Source organism: Chromobacterium sp. LK1 (assembly GCF_001043555.1).
Lineage (GTDB): Bacteria > Pseudomonadota > Gammaproteobacteria > Burkholderiales > Chromobacteriaceae > Chromobacterium > Chromobacterium aquaticum.
Map to the genome: position 1 here is coordinate 1 of NZ_LDUI01000055.1, position 15,569 is coordinate 15,569.

Genomic DNA, 15,569 nt, shown 5'->3' on the forward strand with positions numbered 1-15,569 from the left:
TCGTACCGTCGGCGCCGGCGTAGTAGCCAAGATTATTGCTTAATAAGGTTTAAAGGCCAGTAGCTCAATTGGTAGAGTATCGGTCTCCAAAACCGAGGGTTGGGGGTTCGAGACCCTCCTGGCCTGCCAGTTAAGACCAGCCGGCGCCTGTGCGCCGGTTGGTCTTTTGTCGCATACGCGCACGAGAAGATATCGACATGGAAATGCAAGATAAAATCAAACTGGCGCTGGCTGGTCTGCTTGTCGCGGCCGGCATCGTCGGCTTTTACATGATTCCGGCAGATCAAGGTGTGCTGCGCGCGCTGTCCTTCGTGGCTGGCGTCGCGCTGGCGGTGGGTGTGATCTGGTTGTCGCAGCCGGGCAAGAGCTTTGTCAGCTATGCCAACGAATCCTTGGTCGAGGCCCGCAAAGTGGTGTGGCCGACGCGCAAGGAAGCCATGCAGATGACCGGCATGGTGTTCGTGTTTGTGCTGGTGCTGGCCTTGTTCATGTGGCTGGTGGATTCCAGTCTGTCCTGGTTGTTTTACGATGTGATTCTCGGTCGAGGTAAATAATGGCAATGCGCTGGTATGTGGTTCACGCCTATTCGGGTTTTGAAAAGAGCGTGCAAAAGGCGTTGCGCGAGCGCATCGAGCGTTCTCATGTCGCCGATCAATTTGGTCAGATTCTGGTGCCGGTGGAAGAGGTGGTCGACGTCAAGAACGGCCGCCGCTCGATTACCGAGCGCAAGTTTTTCCCGGGCTATGTGCTGGTGGAAATGGAGATGACTGACGACACCTGGCACTTGGTGAAGAGCACTCCCAAGGTGACTGGTTTCGTTGGTGGTACCGCCAACCGCCCGGCTCCGATTTCCAAGAAGGAAGTCGAGGCCATTATGCAGCAGATGCAAGAAGGCGTTGAGAAGCCTAAGCCCAAGGTTCTGTTCGAGGTGGGCGAGAAAGTTCGCGTCATCGATGGTCCGTTCAATGACTTCAACGGTTCGGTGGACGAAGTGAATTACGAGCGCAACAAGTTGCGCGTGTCGGTGCAGATCTTTGGTCGCGACACCCCGGTTGAGCTGGAATTCAGTCAGGTCGAAAAACTGTAAGCCAGGCCTCTTGGCAAGTTTTTTTCAAGCGTGTATACTGTTGCGCTTTCGTCGGGGAGCGAGTTGACGCTCGCGCTATACCCAAACTAGGAGTTTAATCGTGGCAAAGAAAATTGTCGGCTATATCAAGCTGCAAGTGCCCGCTGGCAAGGCCAACCCGTCGCCGCCGATCGGTCCGGCCCTGGGTCAGCGTGGTTTGAACATCATGGAATTCTGCAAGGCGTTCAACGCCGCGACCCAAGGCGTTGAGCCGGGTCTGCCGATTCCGGTGGTGATTACCGCATTCGCGGACAAGTCCTTCACCTTCATCATGAAGACCCCGCCGGCCACCATCCTTCTGAAGAAGGCTGCTGGCATCAAGTCCGGTTCGGCTAAGGCCAATACCGACAAGGTGGGTAAAGTGACTCGCGCTCAGCTGGAAGAAATCGCCAAGACCAAGCAGCCGGATCTGACCGCTGCCGATCTGGACGCCGCTGTTCGCACCATCGCCGGCTCCGCCCGTTCGATGGGTCTGGAAGTGGAGGGCGTGTAATGGCTAAGGTTTCCAAGCGCTTGCAAGCTCTGAAGGCTGGCGTTGATCGCAACAAGCTGTATGCAATCGACGAAGCAATCTCCCTGGTAAAGGCCGCCGCCACCGCCAAGTTCGACGAGTCCATCGACATCGCCGTGAACCTGGGCGTGGATCCGCGTAAATCCGACCAAGTGGTTCGTGGTTCCGTGGTTCTGCCGCGTGGTACTGGTAAGTCGGTACGCGTTGCCGTGTTCGCCCAAGGCGCGAACGCTGAAGCCGCTAAAGCCGCTGGCGCCGAAGTCGTTGGTTTCGACGACCTGGCCGAGCAGGTTAAGGCCGGCAACCTGGACTTCGATATCGTGATCGCTTCCCCGGACGCGATGCGCGTTGTGGGTCAACTGGGTCAGATCCTGGGTCCGCGCGGCCTGATGCCGAACCCGAAGGTTGGCACCGTGACCCCGAACGTTGCCGAGGCCGTTAAGAACGCCAAGGCTGGTCAGGTTCAATACCGTACCGACAAGGCCGGTATCGTTCACGCCACCATCGGTCGCGCTTCCTTCGAAGCTGAAGCCCTGCGTGAAAACTTCTCCGCTCTGGTTGATGCCCTGGTGAAAGCCAAGCCGGCAGCTTCCAAGGGCGTGTATCTGAAAAAGATCGCCGTATCCAGCACCATGGGTGTCGGCGCTCGTGTAGATACCAACTCGATCAACGCTTAATCGTTGTTTGAGTTTGGCGGGGCGGTTCGCCGCCCTGCCAAGGCTTTGGGCTGGCAAGTTCGCTTGCCAGGTTGTCAAAGACCGTAGGCGCCGCAGGGCTTAATCGCAGATTCGCCGGTATGGAAGTCCGCAACCTACGCAGATGGTGTACCCGAAACAGGCTTCTGAACAAAGTTCAAGCTCATGTAGCTCAGGGGTAGAGCACTCCCTTGGTAAGGGAGAGGTCGGCGGTTCAATTCCGCCCATGAGCACCAGTTCTTTATGATGTCTCCTGATGTAGGTCGCCGCTGCAAAGCGAAGCGAAAATCCTTTCGCTTCATTTCAGTCTAGGAGGTAGACCTTGAGTCTCAATATCGAAGATAAAAAGGCGGTCGTAGCTGAAGTATCTGCCACGCTGGCAGGCGCTCAGACCCTCGTTATCGCTGAATATCGGGGCATCGAGGTAAGCAGCATGACCAAACTCCGCGCTCAGGCGCGTGAGAATGGCGTTTACCTGCGCGTTCTGAAGAACACGCTGGTGCGCCGTGCTGTGGAAGGCACTCCGTTTGCCGGTCTGGCTGACCAAATGGTCGGCCCGCTGGTTTACGCTGTTTCCGCCGACCCGGTAGCTGCTGCCAAGGTGCTGCATCAATATGCCAAGGCTGACGACAAAATCATCGTCAAGGCAGGTTCCTACGATGGCCAGGTGCTGAACGCCGCTCAGGTTGCTGAGCTCGCGTCCATCCCGAGTCGCGAAGAACTGCTGTCCAAGCTTCTCTACGTTATGCAGGCTCCGGTCGCTGGCTTCGCCCGCGCGCTGGCCGCCCTGTCCGACAAGAAGCAAGCCGAAGCCGCTTAACTTATTTGATTCTTATAGAATTCAGGAGATTTTCACATGGCAATCACCAAAGAAGACATCCTCGAGGCCGTTGCTGGTCTGACCGTGATGGAACTGAACGACCTGGTTAAGGCGTTCGAAGAGAAGTTCGGCGTTTCCGCCGCTGCTGTTGCTGTTGCTGGCCCGGCTGGCGCCGGCGCTGCTGCCGCTGAAGAAAAAACCGAGTTTGACGTTGTTCTGACCGGCGCTGGCGACAACAAAGTTGGCGTGATCAAGGTTGTTCGCGCAATCACCGGTCTGGGCCTGAAAGAAGCCAAAGACCTGGTTGACGGCGCTCCGAAGACCCTGAAAGAAGGCGTGGCGAAGGCTGAAGCCGACGACATCCTGAAACAGCTGACCGAAGCCGGTGCTAAGGCTGAAATCAAATAATCTTCTTTGAAAAAAGAGGGTGAGGCTGGCGGAGTAATCCGCCAGCCTTATTGCGCTTGTAGTTGGCCGAAACGAAGAAGGTAAAAGCCAGCAATTATTGAGCGTGGCTGCTGACTTTTGGTTTCTTGCTTGCGCCACCCCACCTCGATGGAGACTCTATGAGTTATTCGTTTACTGAGAAGAAGCGTATTCGTAAAAGTTTTGCGAAACGTGCCAGTGTTCTCGATGTCCCATTCCTGTTGGCGACCCAGATTGATTCCTACACCGAATTTCTCCAGTTGGGTGTGCCGCTTGACCAGCGTAGGGATGTGGGCCTCCAGGCTGCGTTCAAATCGATCTACCCGATCATCAGCCACAATGGCTATGCGCGTCTGGACTTTGCTCATTACATTTTGGGCGAGCCGCCGTTCGATGTGCAGGAGTGCCAGCTGCGCGGCATCACTTACGCCGCTCCGCTGCGCGCGCGCATTCGCCTGACCATCTTCGACAAAGAGTCTTCCAAGCCGGTGGTGAAGGAAGTGCGCGAGAACGAAGTGTACATGGGCGAAATCCCGCTGATGACGACCAATGGCTCGTTCATCATCAACGGCACCGAGCGCGTCATCGTTTCTCAGTTGCACCGTTCCCCGGGCGTGTTCTTCGAGCACGACCGCGGCAAGACTCATTCCTCCGGCAAGCTGTTGTTCTCCGCCCGCGTGATTCCTTACCGCGGCTCCTGGCTGGACTTCGAGTTTGACCCGAAAGACCTGCTGTACTTCCGTATCGACCGTCGCCGCAAGATGCCGGTGACCATCCTGCTGAAGGCGCTGGGCTACACCAACGAAGAAATACTGTCCGAGTTCTACAGCTTCGACACCTTCTATCTGACCAAGGGCGGCGTGTTCATGCGCGTGGTGCCGGATCGTCTGAAGGGTGAAGTGGCCAAGTTCGACATCGTTGCCGCCGACGGCAAGCTGATCGTGGCCAAGGACAAGCGCATCACCGCCAAGCACATCCGCGACATCCAGACCGCTGAGCTGGATCGCATCGAAGTGCCGGCCGACGCGTTGCTGGGCAAGGTGCTGGCGCACAATGTCGCCAATACCGATACCGGCGAGCTGATTGCGCGCGCCAACGACGAGATCACCGAAGAAGTGCTGGCCAAGCTGGCGCTGGCCGACATCAGCCAGGTGGAAGTGCTGTTCACCAATGATCTGGACCAGGGTTCGTATATTTCGCAAACCCTGCGCGCCGACGACATCCAGGACCAGCTGCAGGCCCGCGTGGCGATCTACCGCATGATGCGTCCGGGCGAACCGCCGACCGAAGACGCGGTGGAAGCACTGTTCCAGCGCCTGTTCTTCAGCGAAGAAACCTACGATCTGTCGCGCGTGGGTCGCATGAAGTTCAGCTCGCGCACTTACCAGTACAAATTCGACGACAAGACCCCTGAGTGGTTCAAGGTCCTGATCGGCGAAAAATTCGCCGAGCGTCGCGATGTAATGGAAGGCACGCTGTCGACTGAAGACATCGTGTCCGTGATCGCGATCCTGACCGAGCTGCGCAATGGTCGCGGCGAAGTGGACGATATCGATCACCTGGGCAACCGTCGCGTGCGCTCGGTGGGCGAATTGGCCGAGAACCAGTTCCGCGCCGGTCTGGTGCGTGTTGAGCGCGCGGTCAAGGAACGCTTGAACCAGGCCGAGTCCGACAACCTGATGCCGCATGACCTGATCAATGCCAAGCCGGTGTCCGCCGCGATCAAGGAATTCTTTGGTTCCTCGCAGCTGTCCCAGTTCATGGATCAGACCAACCCGCTGTCCGAGATCACTCACAAGCGTCGCGTTTCGGCCCTGGGCCCGGGTGGTTTGACCCGTGAACGCGCCGGCTTCGAAGTGCGCGACGTGCACCCGACCCACTACGGCCGCGTGTGCCCGATCGAAACGCCTGAAGGTCCGAACATCGGTCTGATCAACTCGCTGTCCGTCTACGCGCGCACCAACGAGTTCGGCTTCCTGGAAACGCCGTACCGCAAGGTGGTGGACAGCAAGGTTACCGACGAGATCGATTACCTGTCCGCGATCGAAGAAGGCCGCTACGTGATTGCTCAGGCCAACGCCGAGCTGAGTGAAGAAGGCACCCTGATCGACGAGCTGGTGACCTGCCGTGAAAAAGGCGAAACCATTCTGGCGACCCCGGACCGCGTGCAGTACATGGACGTGGCCACTGGCCAGGTGGTGTCCGTTGCCGCTTCGCTGATTCCGTTCCTGGAGCACGATGACGCCAACCGCGCATTGATGGGCGCCAACATGCAACGCCAGGCCGTGCCTTGCCTGCGTCCGGAAAAAGCCCTGGTCGGCACCGGCATCGAGCGTTCCGTGGCCGTCGACTCCGGCACCACCGTGGTGGCGCGCCGTGGCGGCGTGGTCGACTATGTCGACGCCGGCCGCGTGGTGGTCCGCGTCAATGATGAGGAAGCGACCGCGGGTGAAGTGGGTGTGGATATCTACAACCTGACCAAGTTCACCCGCTCCAACCAGAACACCAACATCAACCAGCGTCCGATCGTGAAAGTGGGCGACCACATCGCGCGCGGCGACGTGGTGGCCGACGGCGCCTCCACCGACCTGGGCGAGCTGGCGCTGGGTCAGAACATGACCATCGCCTTCATGCCGTGGAACGGTTACAACTACGAGGATTCGATCCTGATCTCGGAGAAGCTGGTCGCCGAAGACCGCTACACCTCGATCCATATCGAAGAACTGTCCGTGGTTGCCCGCGACACCAAGCTGGGGCCGGAAGAAATCACCCGCGACATCCCGAACCTGTCCGAGCGCATGGCTGGCCGTCTGGATGAGTCCGGCATCGTCTACATCGGCGCCGAAGTCGAAGCCGGCGATGTGCTGGTGGGCAAGGTAACGCCTAAGGGCGAAACCCAGCTGACGCCGGAAGAGAAGCTGCTGCGCGCGATCTTCGGCGAGAAGGCCTCCGACGTGAAGGACACTTCGCTGCGCGTGCCGACCGGCACCGTGGGCACCGTGATCGACGTGCAGGTGTTCACCCGCGAAGGCATCGAGCGCGACAAGCGCGCCCAGTCCATCATTGATTCGGAACTGAAGCGCTATCGCCTGGACCTGAACGACCAGCTGCGTATTTTCGACAACGACGCCTTCAGCCGTATCGAGCGTTTGATCGTCGGCAAGGTCGCCAATGGCGGTCCGAAGCGCCTGGTGAAAGGCACTGTGATCGATCAGGAATACCTGGCCGATCTGCCGTCCAAGCACGACTGGTTCGACATCCGCATGTCGGACGAAGACATCGCCAAGCAGCTGGAGCTGATCAAGGAAAGCCTGGCGCAGAAGCGTGAAGAATTCGACCTCAAGTTCGAAGACAAGAAGCGCAAGCTGACCCAGGGCGACGAATTGCCGCCGGGCGTGCAGAAGATGGTCAAGGTTTACCTGGCCGTGAAGCGTCGCCTGCAGGCTGGTGACAAGATGGCCGGTCGTCACGGTAACAAGGGTGTGGTATCGCGCATCTTGCCGATCGAAGACATGCCGTACATGGGCGACGGCCGTCCGGTCGACATCGTGCTGAACCCGCTGGGCGTACCGTCGCGTATGAACATCGGTCAGATCCTGGAAGTGCACTTGGGTTGGGCCGCCAAGGGTATCGGCGAGCGCATCGACCGCATGGTCAAGCAGCAGTCCGCCGCCGAGATCCGTGGCTATCTGGAGCGCATCTACAACGAAGCCGGCAAGAGCGAGGACATCGCTTCGCTGAGCGAAGAAGAGATCCTGTCGCTGGCGGACAACCTGCGCAAGGGCATGCCGTTCGCCACCCCGGTATTCGACGGCGCCAAGGAAACCGAGATCAAGCACATGCTGGATCTGGCTTATCCGCATGAAGACCCGCTGACCGAGAAAATGGGCTTTAATGAGTCCAAGACTCAGATGACTCTGTACGATGGCCGCTCCGGCGAAGCCTTCGACCGCAAGGTCACTGTGGGCGTGATGCACTACCTGAAGCTGCATCACCTGGTCGACGACAAGATGCACGCGCGTTCCACCGGCCCGTACTCGCTGGTGACCCAGCAGCCGCTGGGCGGTAAGGCCCAGTTCGGTGGCCAGCGTTTCGGTGAGATGGAGGTTTGGGCGCTGGAAGCTTACGGCGCCGCCTACACCCTGCAGGAAATGCTGACCGTGAAGTCGGACGATGTGACCGGTCGTACCAAGGTGTACGAGAACATCGTCAAGGGCGAGCACAAGATCGATGCCGGCATGCCGGAATCCTTCAACGTGCTGGTGAAGGAAATCCGTTCGCTCGGCCTCGACATGGACCTGGAACGTTATTGATTGGGTTGAATGGGCGCGGCAAGCCGCCGCGCCTGTCCCCTGACTGGAGACGCAATGAAAGCTCTGCTCGACCTCTTTAAGCAAGTTACGCAAGAAGAAGAGTTTGATGCGATTAAGATCGGCATCGCCTCGCCTGACAAGATCCGTTCCTGGTCTTATGGTGAAGTAAAAAAGCCTGAAACCATCAACTACCGTACCTTCAAACCGGAACGCGACGGCCTGTTCTGCGCGCGCATCTTCGGGCCGGTGAAGGATTACGAATGCTTGTGCGGCAAGTACAAGCGTCTGAAGCATCGCGGCGTGATCTGCGAGAAGTGCGGCGTGGAAGTCACCTTGTCCAAGGTGCGTCGCGAGCGCATGGGTCACATCGAGCTGGCCAGCCCGACCGCCCACATCTGGTTCCTGAAATCGCTGCCGTCGCGCCTGGGCATGGTGCTGGACATGACGCTGCGCGATATCGAGCGCGTGCTGTATTTCGAAGCGTTCGTGGTGACCGATCCGGGCATGACCCCGCTGCAATACCGTCAGTTGCTGACCGAAGAGGACTTCCTGGACAAGGAAGACCAGTACGGTGAAGAGTTCGTTGCGATGATGGGCGCCGAAGCCGTCAAGGAACTGCTGAAGAAGCTGAACCTGGACAGCGAGATCGAGACCCTGCGCGCCGAGCTCAAGGCCACCAGCTCCGACACCAAGATCAAGAAGATCTCCAAGCGCCTGAAAGTGCTGGAGGCCTTCCAGCGTTCCGGCATGAAGCCGGAATGGATGATTCTGGAAGTGCTGCCGGTATTGCCGCCGGAACTGCGCCCGCTGGTGCCGCTGGACGGCGGCCGCTTCGCGACTTCCGATCTGAACGATCTGTACCGCCGCGTGATCAACCGTAACAACCGCCTGAAGCGCCTGCTGGAACTGCGCGCGCCGGACATCATCGTGCGCAACGAGAAGCGCATGTTGCAGGAATCGGTTGACTCGCTGCTGGACAACGGCCGTCGCGGCAAGGCGATGACTGGCGCCAACAAGCGTCCGCTGAAGTCGCTGGCCGACATGATCAAGGGCAAGGGCGGTCGTTTCCGTCAGAACTTGCTGGGTAAGCGCGTGGACTACTCCGGTCGTTCCGTGATTACCGTGGGCCCGACCCTGCGTCTGCATCAGTGCGGCCTGCCTAAGAAAATGGCGCTGGAACTGTTCAAGCCCTTCATCTTCCACAAGCTGGAAGTGATGGGTCTGGCGTCCACCATCAAGGCGGCCAAGAAGCTGGTAGAGCAGGAAGTGCCGGAAGTTTGGGACATCCTGGAAGACGTGATCCGCGAGCATCCGGTGCTGCTGAACCGTGCGCCGACCCTGCACCGTCTGGGTATCCAGGCGTTCGAGCCGGTACTGATCGAAGGCAAGGCCATTCAACTGCACCCGCTGGTCTGCGCGGCGTTCAACGCCGACTTCGATGGTGACCAGATGGCCGTTCACGTGCCGCTGTCGCTGGAAGCGCAGATGGAAGCCCGCACCCTGATGCTGGCCACCAACAACGTGCTGTCCCCGGCCAACGGCGATCCTATCATCGTGCCGTCGCAGGATATCGTGTTGGGTCTGTACTACATGACCCGCGACAAGGTGAACGGCAAGGGCGAAGGCATGGTGTTTGCGGACACCAAGGAAGTGCATCGCGCTTACGAAACCCGTCAGGTCGAACTGGCCACCCGCATCACCGTGCGCCTGAAAGAGTGGGAAAAAGACGAGCAGGGCGAGTTCCAGCCGGTGATCAAGCGTTACGACACCACCGTTGGCCGCGCGATTCTGTCCGACATCCTGCCTAAGGGCCTGCCGTTCGAGCACATCAACAAGGCGCTGAAGAAGAAGGAAATCTCCAAGCTGATCAACGTGTCGTTCCGCCGCTGCGGCATCCGCGACACCGTGATCTTCGCCGACCAGTTGATGTACACCGGTTTCGCCTATTCCACTCGTGGCGGCATCTCCATTTGCGTGGACGATATGCAGATCCCGGCCAAGAAGGTCGACCTGCTCGCCGACGCGCAGAAGGAAGTCAAAGAGATCGAAGAGCAGTACCGTCAAGGTCTGGTGACCCAGGGCGAACGCTACAACAAGGTAGTGGATATCTGGGGCCGCACCGGCGACAAGATCGCCAAGGCGATGATGGACGAGCTGTCCAAGCAGAAGGTGTTGGACCGCGAAGGCAAGGAAGTCGATCAGGAATCCTTCAACTCCATTTACATGATGGCCGACTCGGGCGCGCGGGGTTCCGCAGCCCAGATCAAGCAGCTGGCCGGTATGCGGGGTTTGATGGCCAAGCCGGACGGCTCGATTATCGAAACGCCGATTACCGCCAACTTCCGCGAAGGCCTGACCGTACTGCAGTACTTTATTTCCACCCACGGTGCGCGTAAGGGTCTGGCGGATACCGCCTTGAAGACCGCGAACTCCGGTTACCTGACCCGTCGTCTGGTCGACGTGACTCAGGATCTGGTGGTGATCGAGGACGACTGCGGCACCAGCAACGGCTTCACCATGAAGGCCGTGCTGCAGGGTGGCGACGTGATCGAACCGCTGCGCGACCGTATCCTGGGCCGCGTGGCCGCGATCGACCTGGTGGATCCGTCCACCGGCGAGACCGTGATCGAAGCCGGCACGCTGCTGGACGAGCATCTGGTGGACGTGATCGACAGTCTGGGCATCGACGAAGTGAAAGTGCGTACCGCCATCACTTGCGATACCCGCTACGGTCTGTGCGCCAAGTGCTATGGTCGCGACCTGGCGCGCGGCAAGCGCGTCAACGCCGGCGAAGCGGTAGGCGTGATCGCCGCCCAGTCCATCGGTGAACCGGGTACCCAGCTGACCATGCGTACCTTCCACATCGGTGGCGCGGCGTCGCGAAATGCTGCCGCCAGCCAAGTGGAAGGCAAGTCCAACGGTACCGTGCGCTTCTCCAGTCAGATGCGTTATGTGGCCAATACCAAGGGCGAACTGATCGTCATCACCCGCTCCGGCGAAGTGGTGATCCACGACGATATGGGCCGTGAGCGCGAGCGTCACAAGGTACCGTACGGCGCGACCTTGATGGTGACCGATGGTCTGCAGATCAAGGCCGGCACCGTGTTGGCCACTTGGGATCCGCACACCCGTCCGATCATCACCGAGTATGCTGGCCGCGTGAAGTTCGAGAACGTGGAAGAGGGCAACACCGTAGCCAAGCAGACCGACGAAGTAACGGGCCTGTCCACGCTGGTGGTTATCGATCCGAAGCGCCGCGCCGGTTCGCAGTCCAAGATGCTGCGTCCTCTGGTGAAGCTGCTGGACGACAACGGCAACGAAGTGAAGCTGGCCGGTTCCGAAGCATCGGTATCGATCACCTTCCAGGTGGGCGCCATTATCACGGTGCGCGATGGTCAGGACGTGGGCAAGGGCGAAGTGCTGGCCCGTATCCCGCAAGAATCCTCCAAGACCCGCGATATTACCGGTGGTCTGCCGCGTGTGGCCGAGCTGTTCGAAGCGCGTTCGCCGAAAGACGCCGGCATGCTGGCCGAGGTGACCGGTACCGTATCGTTCGGTAAGGATACCAAGGGCAAGCAGCGCCTGATCATCACCGATCTGGAAGGCAATGGTTACGAAAACCTGATCCCGAAAGACAAGCACGTGCTGGTGCACGATGGCCAGGTGGTGAACCGCGGCGAATCCATCGTCGACGGTCCGGTCGATCCGCACGACATCCTGCGCCTGCAGGGTATTGAGGCCTTGGCTCGCTACATCGTTCAAGAGGTGCAGGAGGTGTATCGTCTGCAGGGCGTGAAGATCAACGACAAGCACATCGAGGTGATCATTCGCCAGATGCTGCGTCGCGTGATCATCTCCGACAGCGGCGACACCGAGTTCATCCAGGGCGAACAAGTCGAGCGCGCCGATGCGCTGGAAATGAACGACAAGATGGTTGCGGAAGGCCGTGAGCCTGCGCAGTACGAAAACGTGCTGCTGGGTATCACCAAGGCGTCCCTGTCCACCGATTCCTTCATCTCCGCGGCTTCCTTCCAGGAAACCACGCGCGTGCTGACCGAAGCGGCCATCATGGGCAAGAAGGACGACCTGCGCGGTCTGAAGGAAAACGTGATCGTTGGTCGTCTGATCCCGGCTGGTACCGGCTTGGCCTACCACCGCACCCGTCGCGGTTCGACGCAGCACACGCTGGAAGCGGCCGAAGCTCAGTTCTTCGATATCGCACCGGCCGACGCTCTCGACAGCAACGAATAACGCTTGCGCGCGGCAGTCGAATCCAGGGCGGAATTGCCCGTTCTGGAGCGACTGCAGCGTAAAGTGTTGAAAAAACGCTGCCCTATCAACGGTTAAGGTGATGGGGCAGCGTTGTTTTCATTGACGGTAGGACGTTGACTAAAATATAATCCTCCGTCCTTTCTGGAGGCGTGTTGCCGCTGGAAAGCTTCAACTAGGAACTGATAGTAATGCCAACCATTAACCAACTCGTTCGCAAAGGCCGCGTCGCCATCAAGGCGAAGAGCAAGGTGCCTGCGCTGGAAGCTTGCCCGCAGAAGCGTGGCGTGTGCACCCGTGTCTACACCACCACTCCGAAGAAGCCGAACTCGGCTCTGCGTAAAGTGTGCAAGGTACGTCTGACCAACGGTTTCGAAGTGATTTCCTACATCGGTGGTGAAGGCCACAACCTGCAGGAACACTCCGTAGTGCTGCTCCGCGGCGGTCGTGTAAAAGACTTGCCGGGTGTTCGCTACCACACCGTTCGCGGTTCGCTGGATACCGCTGGCGTTAAAGACCGTAAACAGGCTCGCTCCAAGTACGGCGCCAAGCGTCCCAAGTAATCGGGATGCACTCAAGGCGGCCTGATCAACACTCAGGGTCGTCTAGTAAGTGACTGCTCCATTGGGTAGTCATGAGCCCAAGCTCAACTGAATAATCTAAGGAAGTAACATGCCACGTCGCAGAGAAGTCCCCAAGCGCGAAATCCTGCCGGATCCGAAGTTCGGTTCCCAGGACCTGTCCAAGTTCATGAACGTAGTCATGATCGATGGCAAGAAATCCGTTGCAGAGCGCATCATCTATGGTGCTCTGGAACAGATCGAAAAGAAAACCGGTAAGAACGCTATCGAAGTGTTCAACACCGCACTGTCCAACGCCAAGCCGGTGGTGGAAGTGAAAAGCCGCCGCGTAGGTGGTGCAAACTATCAAGTTCCTGTTGAAGTACGCCCGTCCCGTCGTATGGCCCTGGCCATGCGCTGGCTGCGCGATGCCGCTCGTAAGCGCGGCGAAAAGTCCATGGATCTCCGTCTTGCTGGCGAATTGATCGACGCGGCCGAAGGCCGTGGCGGCGCGATGAAGAAGCGTGACGAAGTGCACCGCATGGCAGAAGCCAACAAGGCCTTCTCGCACTTCCGCTTCTAAGCAGACCCACTATTTAAGGTGTAGATCGTGGCAAGGAAAACCCCCATTGAGCGTTACCGTAACATCGGTATCTCCGCTCACATTGACGCCGGTAAGACGACCACTACCGAGCGTATTCTGTTTTACACCGGTGTGAACCACAAGCTGGGCGAGGTTCATGACGGCGCTGCCACCACCGACTGGATGGAGCAGGAGCAGGAGCGTGGCATTACCATCACCTCCGCTGCTGTGACCACCTTCTGGAAAGGCATGGGGATGCAGTTCCCCGAGCACCGCTTCAACATCATCGATACCCCGGGACACGTGGACTTTACCATTGAGGTAGAGCGTTCCATGCGTGTACTGGACGGCGCGGTGATGGTGTACTGCGCGGTGGGCGGCGTTCAGCCCCAGTCTGAAACCGTATGGCGTCAGGCTAACAAGTACAAGGTTCCGCGTATCGCTTTCGTGAACAAGATGGACCGTCAAGGCGCCAACTTCTTCCGTGCGGTAGAGCAGGTGAAAACCCGTCTGCGCGGCAACCCGGTGCCCATCGTTGTGCCTATCGGCGCTGAAGATGGTTTCACCGGCGTGGTTGATCTGTTGAAGATGAAGGCCATCATCTGGGATGAAGCTTCCCAGGGCATGAAATTCGAATACGGTGATATCCCGGCCGATCTGGTTTCCGTGGCTGAAGAATGGCGCGAGAAGATGGTCGAAGCCGCTGCCGAAGTCAGCGACGAGATGATGGACAAGTACTTGGGCGGCGAAACGCTGACCGAGGAAGAAATCATCGCCGGCCTGCGCGAGCGTACCCTGCGTTGCGAAATTCAGCCGATGCTGTGCGGCTCCGCGTTCAAGAACAAGGGTGTTCAGCGCATGCTGGACGCCGTGGTTGAACTGCTGCCGGCGCCGATCGACATTCCGGCCATCGCGGGTGAAACCGACGGCAAGCCGGCCGAGCGTCACGCTTCCGACGACGAGCCGTTCTCGGCTCTGGCGTTCAAGCTGATGAACGACCCGTACGTTGGTCAGCTGACCTTCTTCCGCGTCTACTCCGGTGTGGTGAAGTCCGGTGATACCGTGCTGAACTCCATCAAGGGCAAGAAAGAGCGTATCGGCCGTATCGTGCAGATGATGGCGAACGACCGTATCGAGCTGGAAGAAGTGCGCGCCGGCGACATCGCCGCCGCCATCGGCCTGAAAGAAGTGACCACCGGCGAAACCCTGTGCGATCTGAACGCCGAGATCATCCTGGAACGCATGGAGTTCCCGGAGCCGGTGATTCACGTTGCCGTTGAGCCGAAGACCAAGGCCGACCAGGAGAAGATGGGCGTTGCCCTGAACCGCCTGGCCAAGGAAGACCCGTCGTTCCGCGTGCGTACCGACGAAGAATCCGGCCAGACCATTATTTCCGGTATGGGCGAACTGCACCTGGAAATTCTGGTTGACCGCATGAAGCGTGAATTTGGCGTAGAAGCCAACGTTGGCGCTCCGCAAGTGGCTTACCGCGAAACCATTACCAAAACCGTTACCGACGTTGACGGCAAGCACGTCAAGCAGTCCGGTGGTAAGGGTCAGTACGGCCACGCAGTCATTACCCTTGAGCCGTCCGGCGAGGGCAATGGCTACAAGTTTGTCGACGAGATCAAGGGTGGTGTGATTCCGCGCGAATTCATCCCGTCCGTGGACAAGGGTATTCAGAACACCCTGTCCAGCGGTATTCTCGCCGGCTTCCCGGTGGTGGACGTTACCGTGCGTCTGACCTTCGGTTCCTACCACGACGTCGACTCCTCGCAGATCGCGTTCGAACTGGCTGGTTCCCTGGCTTTCAAAGAAGCCATGCGCCGTGCCGGTCCGTGCATCCTCGAGCCGATGATGGCGGTGGAAGTGGAAACTCCGGAAGAGTACATGGGCGATGTGATGGGCGACTTGAACCGTCGTCGCGGCATCGTTCAGGGTATGGACGATGATGGTTTGGGTGGCAAGAAGATCAAGGCCGAAGTACCGCTGGCCGAGATGTTCGGTTACTCCACCGACCTGCGTTCCGCTACCCAGGGTCGTGCGACCTACTCCATGGAGTTCAAGCACTACTCCGAAGCTCCGAAGCATGTTGCCGACGCCGTAATGGCCGCCCGCAAGTAATGCGCGCTGAGGCTGGCCGGATTTTCTGATTCGGCCAGTCCCGATCTAATGTTCTTTAATCAAGGATTTTTGCAAAATGGCAAAAGAAAAGTTTGAGCGGACCAAACCGCACGTAAACGTAGGCACCATCGGTCACGTGGAC

General features: G+C 58.8%; 11 protein-coding genes, 2 tRNA genes and 1 pseudogene. All 14 read left to right on the plus strand.

From position 1 onward, the window contains the following. Positions 1-53 precede the first annotated feature (53 nt). A tRNA-Trp gene (locus tag VI26_RS20965) sits at positions 54-129 on the plus strand. Positions 130-197: 68 nt separating this feature from the next. After that, on the plus strand, positions 198-554 hold the full coding sequence (gene secE / locus VI26_RS20970; RefSeq protein WP_082151193.1) for a preprotein translocase subunit SecE: 357 nt from the start codon (positions 198-200) through the stop codon (positions 552-554). After that, entirely contained in the window at positions 554-1,087 is a 534-nt protein-coding gene (gene nusG, locus VI26_RS20975; RefSeq protein ID WP_048411720.1) for a transcription termination/antitermination protein NusG, read from the plus strand. The genes secE and nusG overlap by 1 nt, the downstream gene beginning before the upstream one ends. 100 nt (positions 1,088-1,187) lie before the next feature. Further along, positions 1,188-1,619: a 50S ribosomal protein L11 gene (rplK, locus tag VI26_RS20980; protein ID WP_048411721.1), complete on the plus strand. Its 432-nt coding sequence runs from the start codon at positions 1,188-1,190 to the stop codon at positions 1,617-1,619. Next, the gene (gene rplA, locus VI26_RS20985; protein ID WP_048411722.1) at positions 1,619-2,314 is read left to right on the plus strand and encodes a 50S ribosomal protein L1; all 696 of its coding nucleotides are present in this window, start codon (positions 1,619-1,621) and stop codon (positions 2,312-2,314) included. The genes rplK and rplA overlap by 1 nt, the downstream gene beginning before the upstream one ends. A gap of 179 nt (positions 2,315-2,493) precedes the next feature. Beyond that, positions 2,494-2,568 (plus strand) — tRNA-Thr (locus VI26_RS20990). A gap of 86 nt (positions 2,569-2,654) precedes the next feature. Further along, the gene (rplJ, locus tag VI26_RS20995) at positions 2,655-3,152 is read left to right on the plus strand and encodes a 50S ribosomal protein L10 (RefSeq protein ID WP_048411723.1); all 498 of its coding nucleotides are present in this window, start codon (positions 2,655-2,657) and stop codon (positions 3,150-3,152) included. 36 nt (positions 3,153-3,188) lie between these two features. Further along, positions 3,189-3,560 (plus strand): 50S ribosomal protein L7/L12, encoded by a 372-nt coding sequence (gene rplL, locus VI26_RS21000; protein WP_048411724.1) that lies wholly within the window; start codon positions 3,189-3,191, stop codon positions 3,558-3,560. Between the two features lie 158 nt (positions 3,561-3,718). Next, positions 3,719-7,891 (plus strand): DNA-directed RNA polymerase subunit beta, encoded by a 4,173-nt coding sequence (gene rpoB / locus VI26_RS21005; RefSeq protein ID WP_048411725.1) that lies wholly within the window; start codon positions 3,719-3,721, stop codon positions 7,889-7,891. Positions 7,892-7,945: 54 nt separating this feature from the next. After that, the gene (gene rpoC / locus VI26_RS21010) at positions 7,946-12,142 is read left to right on the plus strand and encodes a DNA-directed RNA polymerase subunit beta' (protein WP_048411726.1); all 4,197 of its coding nucleotides are present in this window, start codon (positions 7,946-7,948) and stop codon (positions 12,140-12,142) included. Between the two features lie 209 nt (positions 12,143-12,351). After that, positions 12,352-12,723, plus strand: a complete 372-nt coding sequence (rpsL, locus tag VI26_RS21015) for a 30S ribosomal protein S12 (RefSeq protein ID WP_019103491.1) — start codon at positions 12,352-12,354, stop codon at positions 12,721-12,723. A gap of 109 nt (positions 12,724-12,832) precedes the next feature. Continuing rightward, on the plus strand, positions 12,833-13,303 hold the full coding sequence (gene rpsG / locus VI26_RS21020) for a 30S ribosomal protein S7 (protein ID WP_011137737.1): 471 nt from the start codon (positions 12,833-12,835) through the stop codon (positions 13,301-13,303). A 27-nt stretch (positions 13,304-13,330) separates the two neighbouring features. Further along, positions 13,331-15,427, plus strand: coding sequence for an elongation factor G (gene fusA / locus VI26_RS21025; RefSeq protein WP_048411727.1), 2,097 nt, complete (start codon positions 13,331-13,333; stop codon positions 15,425-15,427). A gap of 76 nt (positions 15,428-15,503) precedes the next feature. Continuing rightward, positions 15,504-15,569, plus strand: a pseudogene (locus tag VI26_RS24100) (elongation factor Tu); the annotation flags it as partial.

What these genes read in the sequence shown, in the direction of transcription:
- rplA (WP_048411722.1), top strand. Translation starts at nt 1,619, where the DNA reads ATGGCTAAGGTTTCCAAGCGCTTGCAAGCTCTGAAGGCTGGCGTTGAT.
- secE (WP_082151193.1), top strand. Translation starts at nt 198, where the DNA reads ATGGAAATGCAAGATAAAATCAAACTGGCGCTGGCTGGTCTGCTTGTC.
- rpsG (WP_011137737.1), top strand. Translation starts at nt 12,833, where the DNA reads ATGCCACGTCGCAGAGAAGTCCCCAAGCGCGAAATCCTGCCGGATCCG.
- rpoC (WP_048411726.1), top strand. Translation starts at nt 7,946, where the DNA reads ATGAAAGCTCTGCTCGACCTCTTTAAGCAAGTTACGCAAGAAGAAGAG.
- nusG (WP_048411720.1), top strand. Translation starts at nt 554, where the DNA reads ATGGCAATGCGCTGGTATGTGGTTCACGCCTATTCGGGTTTTGAAAAG.
- rplL (WP_048411724.1), top strand. Translation starts at nt 3,189, where the DNA reads ATGGCAATCACCAAAGAAGACATCCTCGAGGCCGTTGCTGGTCTGACC.
- rpoB (WP_048411725.1), top strand. Translation starts at nt 3,719, where the DNA reads ATGAGTTATTCGTTTACTGAGAAGAAGCGTATTCGTAAAAGTTTTGCG.
- rpsL (WP_019103491.1), top strand. Translation starts at nt 12,352, where the DNA reads ATGCCAACCATTAACCAACTCGTTCGCAAAGGCCGCGTCGCCATCAAG.